This is a genomic window from Pseudocalidococcus azoricus BACA0444 (assembly GCF_031729055.1).
Lineage (GTDB): Bacteria > Cyanobacteriota > Cyanobacteriia > Thermosynechococcales > Thermosynechococcaceae > Pseudocalidococcus > Pseudocalidococcus azoricus.
This window is the reverse complement of the sequence record NZ_JAVMIP010000002.1, coordinates 1-18,107: the sequence shown is the minus strand read 5'-3', so window position 1 is coordinate 18,107 and position 18,107 is coordinate 1. Positions and strand designations below refer to the sequence as shown.

Here is an 18,107-nt window from a genome sequence, read left to right as displayed (position 1 = left end):
GCCTCGGAATCATTGCACAGCAGTAACGAAAATTTCTAGGCCAAGCAACAACTCATTTTAGGATAACAAAACCTTCTCAAATTATAAAAATTATGAATTCTCAGAGCGTCTGGCTGCTGCATTGGCCTAGAAATCCGGCTCTCCAGATCCGGGCTGTTGCCGTAAATAGTCAAGAAACTCTAACAATTCATCGTCACTGAGTTGTTGGCGGGAGCGTTTTTTATAGGTTCGTTGTAGGTAACTGCGTCCCTGAACTTCTGTCCAACCTAGTCGCTTTAGTTCTACAGTTGTTTGGGCAATCACATCCGACAAATCTAACGGCGGCGACGGGGTTAGTTCAGGTTGGGGGCGGGCAGGGGGACGAGAGGGGCGGCTAGAGGGGCTGGGGCTGGGTGGTGGGGTGTCATCCATGAATAGGCTGGCCTGGGGATCGTCCGGCTTGTGCCAGGATTGAGGGGCTTCAGCTTCAGGGAAGGAATAGGTGCTTTCCGGCAGGGGTTGAGGTCGAGCCGGGTTTAGCAGGGCCTGGGGAACTGTACCGATTAAATGGGCGGGCGGTTCATAGGTCGTAATCACAATTCCCAGAACAGCAAGGGCCCGTTGGCGCGCTAAATCCTCGGCCTGTTCAATGGCAGGGGCAGCTCCCAGGCCTGTGGCTAAGGTGGTTCCGCCGACCTGGATTTTGGCCTGGACAATAAACAAGCCATCATGAATTTGCAATAAATCTGCCGTCAAACTACCCGTCGGATACCGGTGATGAAACTGTGCTAAGTCTGGCTCCCCACTGCCATGCATTGCTGCCATCTGTTCTTTTTCCTGGTTTGGCCTCTCCTATCCTACCTAAGAAAAAAGGGCTGCCCCTATGAGAGACTAGCCCGTTTATGGAATATTTAATTAACTCAGTTCCCGAAACACTACTCTTTCAAGAACCCGCTGTAAGCTTCCATCCCATGCTCACTGATGTCCAAACCTTTAAGTTCTTCTTCCTCATGGACCCGAATGCCGAGGGTAGCTTTCAGGATCATCCAGAAGATAGAGGTCAGGACAACGGTGAAGCCACCAATGGTGAGAATACCGACGATCTGAGCAATCAACTGGGTAGCGCCGTGACCGTAGAGCAAGCCTAAGTCCTTGTCAAACAGACCCACAGCTAGAGTTCCCCAGGCACCATTCACCAGGTGAACCGAGGTGGCACCAACGGGATCGTCAATCTTAATTTTGTCAAAGAATAGGACAGAAAAGACGACAATAATCCCGGCAATGGCCCCAATGATCACTGCACCCCAGTAGGACACACCGGCACACCCAGCCGTAATCGCCACCAGGCCAGCCAGAATTCCGTTGATGATCATCGAGAGATCGGGCTTACCAATAACAAGCCAAGCAGTCACGGTGGCGGTAATTCCACCAGCGGCAGCGGCTAAGTTTGTGGTGACAGCAATATAGGGGACAGCATCATCAGCCGCCAACTGGGAACCAGGGTTAAATCCAAACCAGCCGATCCAGAGAATCAAGCAGCCGAGCATCGCAAAGCCCATGTTGTGGCCGGGGATTGCATTAGGAGTGCCATCGGGATTGTATTTACCAATCCGAGGCCCCAAGAAAGCTGCCCCCATCAGAGCTGCCCAGCCGCCAACCATGTGAACAACGGTAGAGCCAGCAAAGTCTTTGAAAGCCACGCCTTCGCCCAGGAAACCGATGGAGCCAAGCATCCCGCCACCCCAAACCCAGTGGCCAGTAATCGGGTAGGAAATCCCCACCAACAATAGGCTAAAAATCAAGAAGTCCACAAACTTAATCCGTTCAGCTACTGCCCCGGAAACAATCGTGGCCGCAGTGCCAGCGAAGGCAACCTGGAACAGGAAAAAGACCGGAATGGGTAGGCCAAAGGTTTCGTAGGTATCGGGGCTTTCACTGCTCAGGAAGTAACCACCCAGGCCAATAAAGCCATTTCCTCCTTCTTTTCCAAACATGAAAGAAAACCCAAGGGCCCAGAAAGCAATAGTTGCCAGGGCAAAGACAATTAAGTTTTTGGCCAAGATGTTAACGGCATTTTTCTGACGACAGAAGCCTGCTTCCAGCATCCCGAACCCGGCGTTCATGAAAATAACCAGAACAGCGGCAATAAAGACAAAGGTTGTATTCAGGTACCCTTGTAGTGTTTCCACCGTCAATGGTTCATCCGCCGCCCAGGCCGAGAATTCCCAGCCCAAGAAAATGAACAAAGCCGCCGGAATACAGGCAAACCAGGCGGGAGATAATTTAATGGAGGGCAAAGCTTGGGCAAATAAGTTGCGATTAACCCTCAGCCTCACTCCCGGCCGTTTTGTCCGCCTCCCTTGTTTCGATTTCAGCTTTAACATCACGCTTCGAGATTCCTCTAAATAAATTGACAACAATAAAAAGTCTCGTGCTTAGACACTAAACTTCAACGGAGTGTGAGTGAGTGACCGCCCCTAATAGGGTTTGTTATTTATCTGCCCGATCAATAACTCAGACAGAAACAAAATTGGACGTTCAGATGCCGGTAGTTTCAGATAGTGAACCTGTTTACCTGCTTTTAACCCTAGATTGCATCAGTTATTTGTTCGGAAAATCTGTATTTTCTTATACATTTGCTCAAAGGGCGGCTAGGGTCTAACCTAGAAGTGGCCTGGGTTCAACTACAAATTACTTCTTAGAGACTTTGGGGTAGTAACAGGGTCAATTATTCACCAACTGGGATGGGGTGGCATGGGGACAATTTGGGAATTGGATTTTTATTCGCGCCCTATTTTAGATACACAACAAAAGAAACTCTGGGAAGTTTTAATTTGTAACCGTCAGTTAACATTCCAATTTGCCAAATATTGCTCTGGAGCAGAAGCCAATGCTCGCTGGTTGATGTCCGCTATTCAGGAGGCCGTTCAGCAGTGGCAGCAGGAATTTAATTTGCCAGAGTCAGAACGACCGGAGCGGATTCGCTTTTTTCGCCGCCCCATGAACAGCATTATTCTGCGGGGATGTGAAGCGGCTGGAATTCCCGGATTAGCCAGTCGCCGCACCTTTGGTCTCTATGAGTGGTTAGCCGAGCGCCAAGAGCAGGTCTATCCCCAAACCCCCGGCTATCAGCCCTTGATTGCCCCACCCCCCGAACTACCCCAGGCCAAAGCCCTACCATTACCCGATGCCCTTCAAGGTCAGAAATGGCAATTTGTCAGTCTGCCCGTGGCCGAATTTGCCAACGCAACCGAGTGGGAGATTAAGTTTGGCGAGGTGTTTTCCTTGTCTGGCCTCGATCCTGAGTCATTAATTCCCGGAATTATCATTTATTCGCAGCGAGCATTACCTCTGGCGGCCTGGATGTCGGGACTGGAACCAGCTTGCTTAAGCTTAGAGCTGGGGCGTGATCCGCAAATGGTGCTGGAAACAGGAGCCGATGACCGCTGGACACTCGTGACATTGCCGAATCAAGACCTAATCACTGCGGCAGAAGCGTTTATAGCGGCCCAAGCTCAAGTAAAAAATCTCCATTTCTTGGCCGTCCAAGCTAGTCCTGAGCGGGAAGATTTTGCTGGATTTTGGCTCATGCAGGCCTGGTCTTTGGTGTGAATCTATACTAAGTCGGGCAAATGATCCTGATCCAAGTTGAGATAGTTATGAGGCCTTCCCCAAAAAATCCTGTATGGCTTGGACAATAGCCTGATTGCCGTTATTAGGGAGGGGTAAGTTTGTTTGGGGAGGTTGGGGATCTGCCCTCAGAAAATCCCAAGAGCCTTGATAAAACTCTGCCGGAGTCAGGATTTGATGATAGCCGTAAGTCCGCAATCCCTCCAGGAGCAGCCGGCCCTCAGCAAAATCATCTCGGACGAGGCTGCTAATGGGCAAGCCTAAGCGTAAGGCCTCGGAAAACGTGCCATATCCAGGCTTACTGACAATCCGACCGCAAATGGGCATGATATCTACAGGGCGATAGGTGCGACCACAAAGCTTGAGTAAATTGGCCAGGCCAGCCGGGGCATTGGGATCAAACGTCATAAATTGCCAATCTGGGAAACGATCAAGATTTGCATAGGGAATTTGCTCCAGGCCCAGGCCCCCAAAGGTCAATAACACCGTTTTTTCTGGGGGATGGTCAAGGTTCAATTTTTCCTTTAACTCTGGTGTACTGAAGCGTGGCCGGCTCCCCGTCAGACCAACATCTTCAAGCACCGGAAACGCAGCCATGGGTTCATGGAAGGGCAACCGAAACAAGCGATCGCAGTGGCTAAAATGCTCGGCAATCCAACTCACGAGGTCTTGAAAAGGCCCACCCCAGGCCTGGTAAATAAAATCCCAGCCGAAATTACTACTCATCCAACAGGGAATTCCCGCTTTTTGGCCAATGGCCGTTGCTAGACAGGGAATATCCGCCAGGATCAAAGGAACTTCATTTTGCTCAATAAAACTGACTTCGGCAGCAATTAAATCGAGGGACTGGGCCTGTATCTGTTGCCATTGCTCTAAGGTTGCCCCCAAGTCCATGGTCAAACTATCGGATTGGACAACCCCCAAGTCTAAGCTGCGGGGCCGATGAATAAATTCCCCAGGAAGATAGGCATTCAATAACCAACGCGGCGCGCCGGTAACAAATATAGGCAGTAAATCTGGAAGTTGTTGTTGTAAATCCGCAATCACTGCCGCAGTACGAGTCACATGACCAAACCCATGATTTGTAATGGCAACATAAAGTGTTGGGCGGGACATAGGCAGAGCGACAGGATTTACAAAGCTTAACTATAGCAGCCTTGCTCAAAAAGTCATTGTTGATTAAGGGTTTTTGACTTGTTTTGATTTCAGCCCTACAGAGGTAATGCTAGAGTTTCTGATAGGCTTGGCAGGTCGTTAAATCAATGCCCGTTGTGGAGAGAATTCCTAATGAAGCAATGGTAATTCGTGGCGGACGTAATCGCCCAGAAGATATTCAACGGGGATTAGGCATATACCCAAGTGGAGTTGCTGGAATCTCTTTAGAGTGTGGAGTAGGATTGTCCATAGGAGAATTAGCAGCTGATATCCCCCACGAACAGATTGGTTCAACAACGGTTGGTGAGATTCGCAAAGGAGGAGAAGATGTGATCCGCACTAGTGGTAGAAGTCCATTCCATCCCACCCTGACAGGCTTAACTCCCAAACAAATCAGCGACTGACTCACTCCCATATCCCCTAATCCAATCCGAGTCAGGAAGTCAATCTCATGAAAGCACCCAGAGTCTTTGCCGATTTTCACAATGCCGATACTCAAGGACGGCTACGCCTCAACTGCATGGGTACAGCAGAAGATTTAGAAGTTGAAGGTGTAGCCCATTATTCAACGAAGAAAGGTATGGGTAGCTACGATTAACTGGAATGTGATCAGAGAGTCACAATCCTCTACTATTCAGATGGGTGATTTTGTAAGTTTGAGAAGTTAAAGCTAGGAACCTAATTTGCTGTATGGAAACCCGCCCCCTTGGACAAACCAATATTCAAATTACCCCAATCATTATGGGAACCTGGCAAGCTGGCAAGCGTTGGTGGGTCGGGATTGAGGATCAGGATTCCATTCAAACGATTCGGGCCGCCTATGAAGCGGGCATCACCACCATTGATACGGCTGAAGTTTATGGGGAAGGTCACTCGGAGCAAATTGTCGCCCAGGCCTTGGGGGATGTTCGTCAGGATTGCGTTTATGCCACCAAAGTCTTTGCCAATCATCTCCGTTATGCCGAAGTCATCCGGGCCTGTCACCGCTCCCTAAAAAACCTCAACACTGACTACATCGACCTCTATCAAATTCATTGGCCAGCTGGCTCCTTTAATAGTGATTTAGTCCCGATTAGCGAAACGATGGCGGCCCTGCTCGAACTCCAAAAACAAGGCAAAATTCGGGCCATCGGGGTTTCTAATTTTTCTCGGCAGCAACTTGAGGAAGCGATGGCCTGTGGTCGCATTGAATGTATCCAGCCTCCCTATTCCCTATTTTGGCGATGGGTGGAAGCGGATATTCAGCCCTATTGCATCGAACACAATCTGACTATTATGGCTTACTCTGCTCTGGCTCAAGGGTTGCTCACCGGACGATATGGCCCAGGCCATGAATTTCCCACAGGAGACAATCGGCAGGCTAACATTCTTTTTCAGGGAGAAACCTATATCCAGGCCCTCAATACCCTTGAACAACTCAAACCCATGGCCGCAAATCATCACACAACCTTGGGAAATCTTGCCTTAGCCTGGCTCATTGCCCAACCCCAAACCTCAGCCATTGTCGGAGCTAGATATCCCCAGCAAGCCCAAGAAAACGCCCAGGCCAGCCAAATTAAGCTATCCCTAGAGGAACTTGCCACCATTGATCAACTCAGTCAAGCGGTCATTGCCACTATCCCCGCCCGGCCTGTGATGTGGAACTGGTAAACCGCTACACTGGGGGGAGAATTTTCGGATAAGCTGCCATGCCCGCCCCTTCAAAATCTGATTCGCAGTCAAGCCCATCCCAGTCACAGCCAAAATCAGACCCTCCGCAGGCGACAGAAGTTGGGCGAATGGAAGTGAGTACCACCTTTATCTACTACTGTGCTGGCACGACAATGATTGCTGCCTTTGTCGCTAGTCAATTACTTCACCTTAGCTTACTCACTCCTCAGCCCTATCGAATTGGCTTAATCTTTGGTGTGGTGGGTGGTGTCTTAGGAGCCTACTTTAATCACACAGCTACTTTTTCCTTAACGGCTACAAACCCCCAGGCCTTGGATATTCAAATCACAACCCTACTGGCTGAAACTGGATATTCTCTTGCCCAGCAGGAACCTAATCCCGAAGATGCAGCAAAACCTGAAGACAGTTCTAAAGAAAAAATGGCTGGGAGGAACAAACCGTCCACTGTGGGCCCCCCCCCAACCCTTGAAATCTACCGTCCTTCTTTTTGGAGAAGCCTGTTTACTGGGCCAATCATCATTCAGCGCAACCCCCATCAACTAACTTTTATCAGCCGGGCCCAAACAATTAAGTGGCTGCGGGAACAATTAAGTTAATGAAATCAATGAGCACACAGCAGCTCAATCAAAACCAAAGTGCCTGAGTGATGCAAAAAAATATACAGAGTAGTACGAATCTACACAAAAGTAACCACAGGGAAACAAACGAGCCGCAGCCTCAATTAGGGGAACATCAATAACACAACAGGCAACTTAGTTATGGGAACTTTTGGAATTCCAATACCAATACTCTACGCCTAAGAGACAGTTACGATTTTCAACCCGAGGGAAAACACAGAAAAAAGGGAACACTCTCATCTTGAGCATCACAAGGATTGAAATCGAACCTGAAGACACAGAACCCAATAGGAAGGGGGCTATCAGGAATTTTCACTGGACACACAACAAGCCAAACATTCAATCTTGAGAACTCAAATTCAGCCTCAAGAACACCAGAGTCAGATTACTTTGAATACAAGGGAACTGAAAACAACGGGGAATATGAAAAACTCCTGCTTCAGTTCATCATCCTTGCCATCCAGAGAACCTTATCTCTCGGTGGGTTTTCACTTGGATCAAGTTACTTAACCTTTGATAATTAGTATCCTGCCATAGTTAGAATCAGACCTCTACCGTAAAATTACGCATCTTTTGCTGGATAGAATTGCCCAAAGAAGCAGGCCCAGTAAATCTACCGAGGGGCCTGGGGGCAAGCAGGTCGCAGGAATGGGCAAGCCAGATAGCCTAATTACGGATTTGAATCGGCATGACCAAATAGGTAAGCTTCATCCCGCCCAAGGGAGTCAAAATGGCTGGGGTTGTCGGCCCATTGAGTTGCAGTTGGACTTCTGCGGCGGCCATGACTTTCAAGCCGTCCAAAACATATTTGACATTAAACGCCACTTCCAAAGACTCTCCCGAAATTTGGGCCGGAATCAGTTCTTGACCGCTCCCTAACTGTGGAGCTTCCGCCGATAACTCCAATTGTTGTTGCTCGGTGTTCAGAATGATTTTGACAACATTGTTCTTCTGAGCCGCCAAGACTGCGACCCGTTCTAAAGCCGCCACTAATAAAGCCCGTTCTACAGTCACTTGCCGCTCAAACTGACGGGGGAGGAGTTGGGTGTAATTGGGATATTGCCCTTCTAGGAGCCGACTGGTTAAACAGGCCTCGCCGGGAATTTCAAACACCACTTGGGAGGTATCACAGCGCATGGTCAGGTCAGATTCTTGCTTACTCAACAGCCGCTCTAGTTCTCGCAAGGACTTCGCCGGAATTGTAATTGGCGATAGGGTGCTGGGAATGTCTTGAATTGCTGCTGCCACCGCTAACCGATGCCCATCCGTAGCTGCAAATTCCAGGCCATCGGGCTTAAAACTGACATGGAGTCCAGTCAACACCTGTTTGCTTTCATCACTACTGGCTGCAAAGAGACTATTCTGTAACCCATCTCGGAGAGTAGTCGCGGTTAGTTGCAAGGAGGCCACTTCTTCGAGGCTCGGTAAGGCCGGAAATTCTTCGGCGGTAATCCCCTGCATTTGGTAATGTCCAGAGCCATAATCCAAGATAACTTGGGTCTCTTCGGCCGTAATTTCAATGTCCTGGTTCGGCAACCGCGAGACCATTTCGTTAAATAACTTGGCGGAAACAGTGATTGTCCCCGGAACCTTGACCGTTGCCGGCAGCCACACCTGCATTCCCAGACTCAAGTCAAACACCGTCAAGCTCAGATAGTCATCGGCAGCACTCAGAAGAATGTTGGCCAAAATTGGATGGGAGGGATTAGTTGGCGCAACTCGACTGAGCAAGGATAACTTACTACTGAGGGAATTTTGAGGACAGACGACTTTCATGGGGATAATTACAGTGTTGAGAATGAGGTGCGGTGGTCAAACTGGTCATAGAAGTTAACCGACAAACCCAGCCGCCAGAATCATAGACCTTCCCTATCCTACAAGATCAATCCCTGGGGAAATTTACCCTTAATTTAGAATTCAGCGGCATGATCGTCCCTGCACAACGTAGAGAGGGAAGAATTTAGCTCAGACCACAGAGTTTGGCACTCAAATCCCATAACTTGCGGGCCTTGGCATCATCTTGGGCTTCATTAGAGACTTCCTGGGCAAAGGAACGCCGGCCGGGTTGTTGCCGATTCCCCCAACTCCAGTAGATGCCCGATTCTTTCAACTCCGGATCCGCCACCACAGCCGCCACCCGATCTCCGGCTAATTCTTGGGAAACATAGCCGCCGGTAATATTTTTCTGAAACAAGGGGAAAAGCTTTTGAAACAGAGGATAGTGATTCCGGAACAGGGGTGTATCGGCCACACAACCGGGATAGAGGGAGCTAAAGGTAATCCCCGTTGAGTCATGGTAACGGCGATGCAACTCCCGCATGGTTAAGACATTACATAATTTACTATCTTTGTAGGCTTTTCCGGGCTTGAAGGGCTTGCCGTTAATCATTGAAATGGGGGCCTTAAAGCCGGCCTCGAATCCAGCCAAATCACCTAAATCAGGAGGAGCCGGAATCGGAATTTTACCCCCCAGTTCTTTCGGGTTAGCGGTCACGGTTCCTAAGATGACAAGACGGCGATCAGGATAGGTGGATTTTTTCAGGTCTTCGAGCATCAAATTACAAAGCAGAAAATGGCCCAGGTGATTGGTGGCCACACTGAGTTCATAGCCATCGGCACTGCGGAGGGGTTCCTTCAGGAGGGGTAAGTAAACAGCGGCATTACAGACTAGGGCATCTAGGGGCTTCCCAGTGGCTCGAAATTTTTCCACAAACAGCCGCACCTGACTTAAGTCGGCTAAATCGAGGGGCAAAATGGTGTAACTTCCCGGTTTCATCCCCACGGATTGGGCGGCAGTTTCAGTTTTGGACAAGTCTCGACAGGCCATGACAACGTGCCAGCCTTTTTCGGCCAGGGCCCGTGCCGCTTGCAACCCAACGCCAGAAGATGCTCCGGTAATCACAACTGTGGGGGTGTATTGTTCTGCCATAATCCTCTAACTTCCCGGTGATACCTAATGCAAGGATAGTTTCTAGGATTCCATGAGGGGTGAAGCCGTGGTGAGTCTTGATGGACTTCTGTAACAAAACTCAGCAAAATATTTGCAAATTGTTATGGGTCTTGGCCTGGATAAGAGCAGATTAGGGGACAGGATGGGTTGAATATGCTTGAAGTAATGCCAAGTGCTCTGTCAAATAAATTTGAATCGCTTCTAAATGATCAGGAGCCTTATAAGTCAGGATATTACGCCGCATTCAATATCACATGACTCAATATTCCGAACTCGCAGATACAACTGGTAGCCTTCAAATATTTCTTTCGTTTTTCATGATTTTATTGATGAGATATTCAGTTGCACAGATGACTTTTAAGAATCAACGAGAGTAATTAATATGCACAGGTTAAACTATTAATACTTGATATTTTTTATTTATCTCATATTACTTCAGATAATTTTTGCACAATTGAGTTGCAATCAAGTCAGTACAACGAGGGCTACAGTCCCCTGCGATGGGGTGAGATCAGCCCCAGGCCTGGGTACAATAAAAAAATAGTCCCTTAACCATTCTTAACCCCAAGTCCCATGACCTCCACTGCCCCGCGGCTCATTGCCCCTGCTTTAACTGGTGATCAAATTCGGCAAAAGTTCTTAGAGTTTTATGCCGCCAAGGGACATCGGATTTTGCCCAGTGCATCACTCATTCCCGAAGATCCGACCGTTTTACTGACCATTGCCGGGATGTTACCGTTTAAGCCAATTTTTCTCGGACAACAGGCCCCGACTGTTCCCAGAGCTACTACCTCACAAAAGTGTATTCGCACCAATGACATTGAAAACGTGGGTCGGACAGCACGGCATCATACCTTTTTTGAGATGTTGGGTAATTTTAGTTTTGGCGATTATTTCAAGACTGAGGCAATTAGCTGGGCCTGGGAACTCTTAACCGAAGTCTATCAATTACCCCCGGATCGGCTGGTGGTGAGTGTATTTGAATCCGATGACCAGGCCTGGGAGATTTGGCATAAAAAAATTGGGATTCCCCCGGAAAAAATCTGTCGGATGGGTGAGGAGAGCAACTTTTGGACGGCCGGCCCAACTGGCCCCTGTGGCCCCTGTTCGGAAATTTATTACGATTTTCACCCCGAACACGGCACTAAAGATATTGATCTCGATGACGATTCCCGCTTCATTGAGCTTTATAACCTAGTGTTCATGGAACTAAATCAAGATAGCAATAAGCAGCGGACACCCTTACAGGCCAAAAACATTGACACAGGGATGGGCCTGGAGCGGATGGCGCAGGTATTGCAGGGAGTCCCAAATAATTACGAAACGGATTTGATTTTCCCAATTATCCAGGCCACGGCCAACTTAGCTAACCTCAACTACGCGGACTCTCCAGAAACAACGAAAACGTCTCTCAAAGTCATTGGGGATCACATCAGGGCCGTGGTGCACTTGATCAGTGATGGCGTGAGTGCGAGTAATGTCGGGCGAGGCTATGTGCTGCGGCGGCTGATTCGGCGAGTGGTTCGGCATGGGCGATTGGTCGGGATTAACAAACCCTTTACGACTGAGGTGGCCGAAGTGGCGCTCCAAATGTCTGAGGCTGTTTATCCCCAAGTGCGACAACGGCAAGCGGTGATTTTGTCCGAGTTGGAACGGGAAGAAGAGAATTTCCTCAAAACCTTAGACCGGGGTGAAAAACTGCTGGCTGAAATTATTGCCAAAGCCAAATCGTCTAAGAAAAAATCTAAACCGGCAATGATCTCTGGCCTGGATGCCTTTACCCTCTATGACACCTATGGTTTTCCCCTGGAGTTGACCCAAGAAATTGCTGCCGAACAGGGACTAACGGTGGACGAAAAAGGCTTTGAGAAGGAAATGGAGAGCCAACGCCAACGCTCCCAGGCCGCCCACGAAACAATTGATCTCACGGTGCAAGGCAGTTTGGATCAACTGGCGGAACACATTCACCCCACGAAATTTATTGGCTATGACCAGTTTGCCTTGACGACTGAAATCGCCGCGCTGCTAGTTGAAGGGGAAATTGTCAAAACAGCGGGGCCTGGGACTTCAGTGCAAGTGATTTTAAGCGAAACTCCTTTCTATGCCGAATCCGGGGGACAAATTGGGGATCGGGGTTACTTAGCTGGCAGTGATGTCCTGGTGCAGATCGAAGATGTCCAAAAAGAAAACGGCATCTTTGTTCACTATGGCCGGATTGAGCGGGGCAATCTCCAGACCGGGGATCCAGTTACGGCCCAAATTGATCTCACCTGTCGCCGCCGGGTACAAGCCCACCACACCGCTACCCATTTGCTGCAAGCAGCCCTAAAAAAACTAATTGATGACTCGATTTCCCAGGCCGGGTCGTTGGTGGCTTTTGATCGGTTGCGGTTTGACTTTAATTGCCCCAGAGCTTTAACCCCTGCCGAAGTTCAGCAAGTCGAGGATCAAGTCAACACTTGGATCACGGAAAGCCACGCCACCCAAACCGAAATTCTCCCCATCGCCGCAGCCAAAGCCAAGGGTGCGATTGCCATGTTCGGGGAAAAATATGGAGCCGAAGTCCGCGTGCTGGATGTGCCGGGGGTTTCCATGGAACTCTGCGGTGGCACCCATGTGAGCAATACGGCGGAAATTGGCCTGTTCAAGATCATTGCCGAAACCGGGGTGGCCTCAGGAATTCGCCGGATTGAAGCCATTGCCGGGCCTGCGGTGCGGGACTATCTCAATCAACGAGATCAGATTGTGCGGGAGTTGATGGAGCGGTTCAAGGTCAAGCCCGAGGAAATTATTGAGCGGATCACCGGCCTGCAAACGGAACTGAAAACCAGTCAAAAGGAACGGGACGCTCTGAAAGCGGAACTCGCGCTCCTGAAGGCGAAAGATTTACTCACCCAGGCCCAGATCGTTAACGACTTAAATATTCTCGTGGCCGAACTCCCCGACATGGATCCTAATGGCTTGAAAACTACGGCGGAATGGTTCCTTCAAAAACTCCCCCAAGGTGTAGTAGTGTTAGGTTCTGCCAGTGACGGGAAAGCGAGTTTAGTGGCAGCGATGAGTTTAGAAGCAATTAAACAGGGGTATCATGCCGGAAATTTAATTAAAGAACTGGCTCAACTCTGTGGCGGTGGCGGGGGTGGACGACCAAATTTTGCCCAGGCCGGGGGGAAACAACCCGAAAAACTAGCAGAAGCCTTAGAGTTAGCTCGGATGCGATTGGGACTCTAGTTTTGAGGAGTAAAATAAATCATGGCAACCACTCATCTCAGTTCTGACTTGGAGAAAAAACTAGGCATTAAAACCGACCAACTCACAAAATTTTGTCAAACCCGGCAGATCATTGAATTAGCTCTTTTTGGCTCAATACTGAGGGATGACTTTCATCCAGATAGTGATCTTGATCTACTTGTCACCTTTGATCCGACCGCAAAAATCAGTCTGCTTGACCTCGTTGATATGGAGTTTGAACTGGAAGCGATTTGTCAACGAAACATAGATTTAATCACCAAAAGAGCAATAGAAGCTAGTCCCAATTGGATCCGGCGGCAAGAAATTCTCACAACAGCAACGGTTATCTATGAATCGAGATCAAGCTTATCTACTTGATATTGCCGATGCCTGTAACACCCTTCTCGAATTCGTTGAGGGAATGAACTTAGAGTCATTTATTACAGATAAACGAACCCATCTAGCAGTTTTGTATGAAATTACAGTAATTGGAGAAGTTGTGAAGCGATTATCAGGAAATTTCCGGACAAACCACCCCGAAATCCCGTGGCGACAAATTGCTGGTATGCGGGATAAACTTATCCATGATTACAATCAAGTTGATTTAACACTCACCTGGGAAGTGACGCAATCGAGCATTCCCCAACTCTACAAATTTGTTTTAGTCTATTTATCTCAACAGGGTATTTACTTAAATGAGTGAGGTGATGGAGGTAAAAATATCTGGGGAATTGCTGCCAACATCAAATCTGACAAGGTTCCATTACTGGCAGGGGAAGTAGGGGGTAAATCTGTTACTGTTGTGGTTGTGGGCGGCCCAATTTTGCCCAGGCCGGTGGAAAAAAACCGGAAAAACTCGGGGAAGCCCTTAATATCGCTCGCACTCATTTTGGACTGTAAGCCATAGCCCTAGGGATCAGGTCGTTTAGCTATTCAAAATGGTTAAGAGGTTTTGGATCGCCATACTGGTGGCCCGGATCGCCTGGTGGACTTGGGGGCTTTTATTTTCAACTTGAAGCAAATAAGCCAAACTGGATTGCAAATAGGTGAGTGCCATTTGGGCATTGGCATCCATGTTGAAGACCCCAGAATTCTCTGGATCATAGCCATAGTCAGGTTGCGGGGCCTGGTAGGTTGGAGTTTGTAACGCTCTGGCATCGCCATTGGGGTCATTCATCGGCGCTCCCTCAAAGGTTTTTATATCTTGAAATTCAGATCGGTCTCGGACAAAAACTTGGGAATCCTCTGGCAAATCAGGCACATCTTGGCGGGGCGCAGACTGTAGCACTGTGGATTCGTCATCATGCTGGACATTCTCGGCCTTTGACTCTGGGGATACTTGGGAGATTGGGGCCGGATGGGGCGATTCTTTGGGAGCGGGGGGCAGCACTTGAGTCGGGGAATTGGCAACTGTGGACATTCGCTCACCAATTTCGTGGGAATTAGCTCCACCGGCCCCTGTCCGGCCATCCTCTTTTTTCAGCCAGAGGACAAAATCCGCCGCACTTAAGGTTGCTTCATGGCCAAGCGTCCGAATCACCACAAAACCATTGGCCGCACTCACACTCTGGATTGGATACCACGTTCCGCGATGTAAAATCATGGCATCTACACCAGACATAGCCCCCAAGGTATTGACGGGACGGCGTTTGCCTTGTCTCCAGCGATCTTTCCAGAGAATCCCGGCCTCTGTGTATTGGGCTACATATCCCTCGGGGACGGTTCGGTACTCAAAGCGGGCAAACCCAGGGACAGTGGATTTACCCATTAAAAAAATGTCATAGGGGATAAAAGCTTCCTGAATTAAGCCCATGTAAGGAGACTTTTCCCGCACATCCAAGCAGGCCTGGGGACTTTCTAAATTCACCCGAGCAATAATCCCCTCCCGTTGCGCTAATAATTGGGCTTCCCGGAACACGATATCCACTCTTAAATTCCGATTACACACCATCTTAGGTTGCCCACTGACAATACCCGCAGCAAACTCCTGAATCACTTCACGATCATCAAGTTGTCCTGGTTCTGAGGAGCGCTTAGAACTGGAATGGCTTTCGGTATTAATCATAATCAGCTAATCAGTTAAGAACACATGGAAGTCGGAAATTCCTTGAAAACATGAAAATTTTGTAGAGCCAGCATTGTAAAGCTTATAGTGTACAGCCTAACCCAATCTAGTTTTCCCGGGTAGCCCATGGGTGCCACTTAAGATCATCAGATCATGTCGGCTCCCTTGTACCCTACCCATGACCCGCAGCGAGAATTTGCTGTTCAACTAATTGCCGCAACTGGGACAAGTTAAGCAGATTGAGAGTCTGGGCCTGGGGGTCAACTTTTAGCCAGCCTTTGGTAGCAAACCGATCTAGCAACTTCGCCGCTTCCTCTGTGCTAATACTAGCCATATCTGCCAGATCTTTGGCCGGGACATTACAGAGGGTTGCTGTCATTCCCCCGCTGGGCTGCCCGTAACGTTGCCCTAACCCCACTAGGACATTGGCTAATTTCACTGCGGGTGGATAGTGAATAGCTTCAATACGGGAGTTGGTCTGGCGTAGCCGTTGGGCCATCAGTTGCAACATCCGATAATTTAACTTTGGCTCCCGCAGCAGAACTTGTGTAAATTTTTGTGAAGGTATCGCCATGATTTCAGCCCGGGTTAAGGCGACAACATCGGTCGAGCGCGGGGCCTGGTCTAAAATTGCCATTTCCCCAAAAAAGTCGCCGGGGCCGAGAATCGCCAGGGTATGTTCAGTCTGATTGCTCCCTAAGCGGCGCACCTTGACCCAGCCTGCCAAAATGAAATAGACGGCATTTCCCCAGGCATCTTCAATCAGAATTGCCCGGTTGGCTGGATAATCATTTTGCCAGGCCACGCCTAACATTCCCCCCAATGCCTCTGCTGAACCCGCATCAAACAAGGGAAAAAGCTTACTAAAATCTCCGGTTTCCATAGCCGCTCTAGGTTAGGTTGGCAGAAAAAGGTATCTTAAATATATCTAAAAAGAATGAAAGTTTATTGACATTTACCTATTGTTTTCCTTATCTAGCCTACCCGTTTATGCCCACCTTGATTCTGGCCTCTGCTTCCCCAGCCCGTCGTCAACTTCTAGCCAGTGTGGGTATTTTGGCCCAAGTCCAGGTGAGCCATGTAGATGAAACGGCCTTTGATCATGGAGATCCCCAAAGGTTGGTTCAAGTCCTAGCCCAGGCCAAAGCAGCCGTGATTGCCCAACGCCTTGAGACTCCGGCCTTAGTCCTAGGTTGCGATTCAGTGCTCGTGCTGGAGGGGGAAGTTTATGGTAAGCCTCAAGATGCTGCGGAGGCGATTCTGCGTTGGCATCAGATGCGGGGGAAAACCGGCCAACTCTTTACGGGACACGCCTTATTGGATAGCTATCAACAAAAATCCTTAGTGAATGTGGACTGTACGGACGTGACCTTTGCCCCCGTCAGTGATGCCGAAATTGTCGCCTATGTGGAGAGTGGAGAACCCCTGGCCTGTGCCGGTTGCTTTGCTTTAGATGGCCGAGGTGGCCTATTTGTGAGTGAAATTAAGGGCAATCCCAGTAATGTTATTGGCTTAAGTCTGCCACTGTTGCGCCGGATGCTCCAAGAACTGGGCTATCAGGTTACGGATTTTTGGCAGAGTTGATTTTTGTCTTTTTAGCGAACGACTTTGACGGGAGTTCCAAGGACAACTTTTTCAAAGAGTTCTTCGATATCGTGGTTTTTCATCCGTACACAACCATGGGACACGGCCTGGCCAACATATTGCGGATCTGGAGTCCCGTGAAAGCCAATCCAATCCTGACCATCGGTCCAAAAGCCAATCCAACGCCGGCCAAGGGGGTTGCGGGGATGTCCAGCCCGAATCACTCTGCCATCAAAGGGATTCGCCCAATCGGGATTCCGAATCATTTCCTTAACCGTGAATTTTCCCACAGGGGTTTCCCAGCCCGGTTTTCCCACCGCCACAGGATAGGTTTTCAGGGCTTGATTGCCTAAATAAAGCGTTAAACGGCGGCGAGTGAGGTTCAATTCTAGCCAGAGGTTAGTTGCGATGGATTGGGTGGCAATTTGTCCCGACTGAATCGCCCACTCTTGCCAGGCCGGTTGATTTGCTTGGGCCGCCTCTATCCCCCAAGACGGACTTAGCCCCAAAAGACTAATCAAGATTAAACTTCGCAGTGAGGATCGCCAATGGGCAGCAAGCATGAACCGAGAATCAGCCATAGACGCAAAGTTAACTTGTCAAAATTTACACAAATCCTGATGGAGTCTTTTCTTTAGTTAGCTCTAGGAGGCGAAATTATGTCAACTTGCACCTTGAAATCGAGACAAGGAGAGACGATTTGGTTTGTACTTCTCCAGGCGCGAGGTTTCGGGGGAGAATAGAGCCATGAATTTACCCACAACTGGTGAGAACTTTAATTTTAAAGGAGAATCGAATGTCAGCATCTCCGGTTGAGGTCGTTGAAAATTATTTAACTGCTCTCCAGGCCAAGGATTTAACGAAACTCCCGTTAGCAGAAAATATTATCTTCACGGATCCACTGGCGGGGACGTTAACGAGTAAGGCAGCGGTGGTGGCATTTTTGAGTCATATTCTGCCCATTCTCCAGACCGTGACGATTCATCAACACCTGCTAGACCATCACCGAGTGGTCACCCGTTGGGATGCACAGACAACCTTGGGTGTCATTAATATTCTGGAATGGTTTGAGATTACTGAGGACAAAATCCAGGTTGCCCAGGCTTTTTTTGACCCGCGAGCAATGACCCAAACAACATAAGTGTCCATTTCCAATAGGCAGTGCGGTGGAGATACAGCATATTCCTCGCTAAGTTGGTACACTTTTTCTGAAGCTGTGTCAAAG

Annotated in this window: 19 protein-coding genes; 10 read left to right on the top strand and 9 right to left on the bottom strand. The window is 48.9% G+C overall.

The window, feature by feature from the left end; genetic code table 11:
- Window positions 1–126 precede the first annotated feature (126 nt).
- Together RIF25_RS02485 and RIF25_RS02480 are read right to left on the bottom strand one after the other, a co-directional pair.
- Window positions 127–804, bottom strand: coding sequence for a hypothetical protein (locus RIF25_RS02485; protein ID WP_322876978.1), 678 nt, complete (start codon window positions 802–804; stop codon window positions 127–129).
- Window positions 805–914: 110 nt separating this feature from the next.
- A complete protein-coding gene (locus RIF25_RS02480; protein WP_407682303.1) occupies window positions 915–2,363 on the bottom strand; it encodes an ammonium transporter in 1,449 nt (482 codons plus the stop codon).
- A gap of 370 nt (window positions 2,364–2,733) precedes the next feature.
- Between RIF25_RS02480 and RIF25_RS02475 the strand changes: the two genes are divergently transcribed.
- Complete coding sequence (locus RIF25_RS02475; protein ID WP_322876976.1) at window positions 2,734–3,591, top strand: Tab2/Atab2 family RNA-binding protein; 858 nt, start codon at window positions 2,734–2,736, stop codon at window positions 3,589–3,591.
- A 45-nt stretch (window positions 3,592–3,636) separates the two neighbouring features.
- On the opposite strand, the gene RIF25_RS02470 is transcribed toward RIF25_RS02475, so the two are convergent.
- Complete coding sequence (locus tag RIF25_RS02470) at window positions 3,637–4,725, bottom strand: glycosyl transferase (RefSeq protein ID WP_322876975.1); 1,089 nt, start codon at window positions 4,723–4,725, stop codon at window positions 3,637–3,639.
- Window positions 4,726–4,871: 146 nt separating this feature from the next.
- Here RIF25_RS02470 and RIF25_RS02465 point away from each other — a divergent pair, with 146 nt between their 5' ends.
- The 4 genes from RIF25_RS02465 (at window position 4,872) to RIF25_RS02450 (ending at window position 7,031) form a co-directional block, all read left to right on the top strand.
- Window positions 4,872–5,168 (top strand): hypothetical protein, encoded by a 297-nt coding sequence (locus RIF25_RS02465; RefSeq protein WP_322876974.1) that lies wholly within the window; start codon window positions 4,872–4,874, stop codon window positions 5,166–5,168.
- Between the two features lie 47 nt (window positions 5,169–5,215).
- On the top strand, window positions 5,216–5,362 hold the full coding sequence (locus RIF25_RS02460) for a hypothetical protein (RefSeq protein ID WP_322876973.1): 147 nt from the start codon (window positions 5,216–5,218) through the stop codon (window positions 5,360–5,362).
- Between the two features lie 92 nt (window positions 5,363–5,454).
- Window positions 5,455–6,414 (top strand): aldo/keto reductase, encoded by a 960-nt coding sequence (locus RIF25_RS02455; RefSeq protein ID WP_322876972.1) that lies wholly within the window; start codon window positions 5,455–5,457, stop codon window positions 6,412–6,414.
- A gap of 128 nt (window positions 6,415–6,542) precedes the next feature.
- The gene (locus RIF25_RS02450; protein WP_322876971.1) at window positions 6,543–7,031 is read left to right on the top strand and encodes a hypothetical protein; all 489 of its coding nucleotides are present in this window, start codon (window positions 6,543–6,545) and stop codon (window positions 7,029–7,031) included.
- A 687-nt stretch (window positions 7,032–7,718) separates the two neighbouring features.
- Here the strand turns inward: RIF25_RS02450 and dnaN are convergent.
- A complete protein-coding gene (dnaN, locus tag RIF25_RS02445) occupies window positions 7,719–8,828 on the bottom strand; it encodes a DNA polymerase III subunit beta (protein ID WP_322876970.1) in 1,110 nt (369 codons plus the stop codon).
- A gap of 184 nt (window positions 8,829–9,012) precedes the next feature.
- A complete protein-coding gene (locus RIF25_RS02440) occupies window positions 9,013–9,981 on the bottom strand; it encodes a protochlorophyllide reductase (protein WP_322876969.1) in 969 nt (322 codons plus the stop codon).
- Window positions 9,982–10,575: 594 nt separating this feature from the next.
- Between RIF25_RS02440 and alaS the strand changes: the two genes are divergently transcribed.
- The 3 genes from alaS to RIF25_RS02425 are packed head-to-tail and all read left to right on the top strand — an operon-like array spanning window position 10,576 to window position 13,936.
- Window positions 10,576–13,233 (top strand): alanine--tRNA ligase, encoded by a 2,658-nt coding sequence (alaS, locus tag RIF25_RS02435; RefSeq protein WP_322876968.1) that lies wholly within the window; start codon window positions 10,576–10,578, stop codon window positions 13,231–13,233.
- Window positions 13,234–13,254: 21 nt separating this feature from the next.
- On the top strand, window positions 13,255–13,611 hold the full coding sequence (locus tag RIF25_RS02430) for a nucleotidyltransferase family protein (RefSeq protein ID WP_322876967.1): 357 nt from the start codon (window positions 13,255–13,257) through the stop codon (window positions 13,609–13,611).
- Complete coding sequence (locus RIF25_RS02425; protein ID WP_322876966.1) at window positions 13,583–13,936, top strand: HepT-like ribonuclease domain-containing protein; 354 nt, start codon at window positions 13,583–13,585, stop codon at window positions 13,934–13,936. Before RIF25_RS02430 ends, RIF25_RS02425 begins: the two co-directional genes overlap by 29 nt.
- Here the strand turns inward: RIF25_RS02425 and RIF25_RS02420 are convergent.
- From RIF25_RS02420 to RIF25_RS02410, 3 genes are all read right to left on the bottom strand, one after another.
- Window positions 13,921–14,121, bottom strand: a complete 201-nt coding sequence (locus tag RIF25_RS02420; protein WP_322876965.1) for a hypothetical protein — start codon at window positions 14,119–14,121, stop codon at window positions 13,921–13,923. The two genes, RIF25_RS02425 and RIF25_RS02420, sit on opposite strands and share 16 nt — an antisense overlap.
- A gap of 37 nt (window positions 14,122–14,158) precedes the next feature.
- The gene (locus tag RIF25_RS02415; RefSeq protein WP_322876964.1) at window positions 14,159–15,298 is read right to left on the bottom strand and encodes a hypothetical protein; all 1,140 of its coding nucleotides are present in this window, start codon (window positions 15,296–15,298) and stop codon (window positions 14,159–14,161) included.
- Between the two features lie 172 nt (window positions 15,299–15,470).
- A complete protein-coding gene (locus RIF25_RS02410) occupies window positions 15,471–16,181 on the bottom strand; it encodes a Crp/Fnr family transcriptional regulator (protein ID WP_322876963.1) in 711 nt (236 codons plus the stop codon).
- 107 nt (window positions 16,182–16,288) lie between these two features.
- On the opposite strand from RIF25_RS02410, the gene RIF25_RS02405 reads away from it, so the two are divergent.
- The gene (locus RIF25_RS02405; RefSeq protein ID WP_322876962.1) at window positions 16,289–16,882 is read left to right on the top strand and encodes a Maf family protein; all 594 of its coding nucleotides are present in this window, start codon (window positions 16,289–16,291) and stop codon (window positions 16,880–16,882) included.
- A gap of 11 nt (window positions 16,883–16,893) precedes the next feature.
- On the opposite strand, the gene RIF25_RS02400 is transcribed toward RIF25_RS02405, so the two are convergent.
- Window positions 16,894–17,463: a L,D-transpeptidase gene (locus tag RIF25_RS02400; RefSeq protein ID WP_322876961.1), complete on the bottom strand. Its 570-nt coding sequence runs from the start codon at window positions 17,461–17,463 to the stop codon at window positions 16,894–16,896.
- Window positions 17,464–17,678: 215 nt separating this feature from the next.
- Between RIF25_RS02400 and RIF25_RS02395 the strand changes: the two genes are divergently transcribed.
- A complete protein-coding gene (locus RIF25_RS02395) occupies window positions 17,679–18,023 on the top strand; it encodes a nuclear transport factor 2 family protein (RefSeq protein ID WP_322876960.1) in 345 nt (114 codons plus the stop codon).
- The last annotated feature ends 84 nt before the right edge of the window (window positions 18,024–18,107 follow it).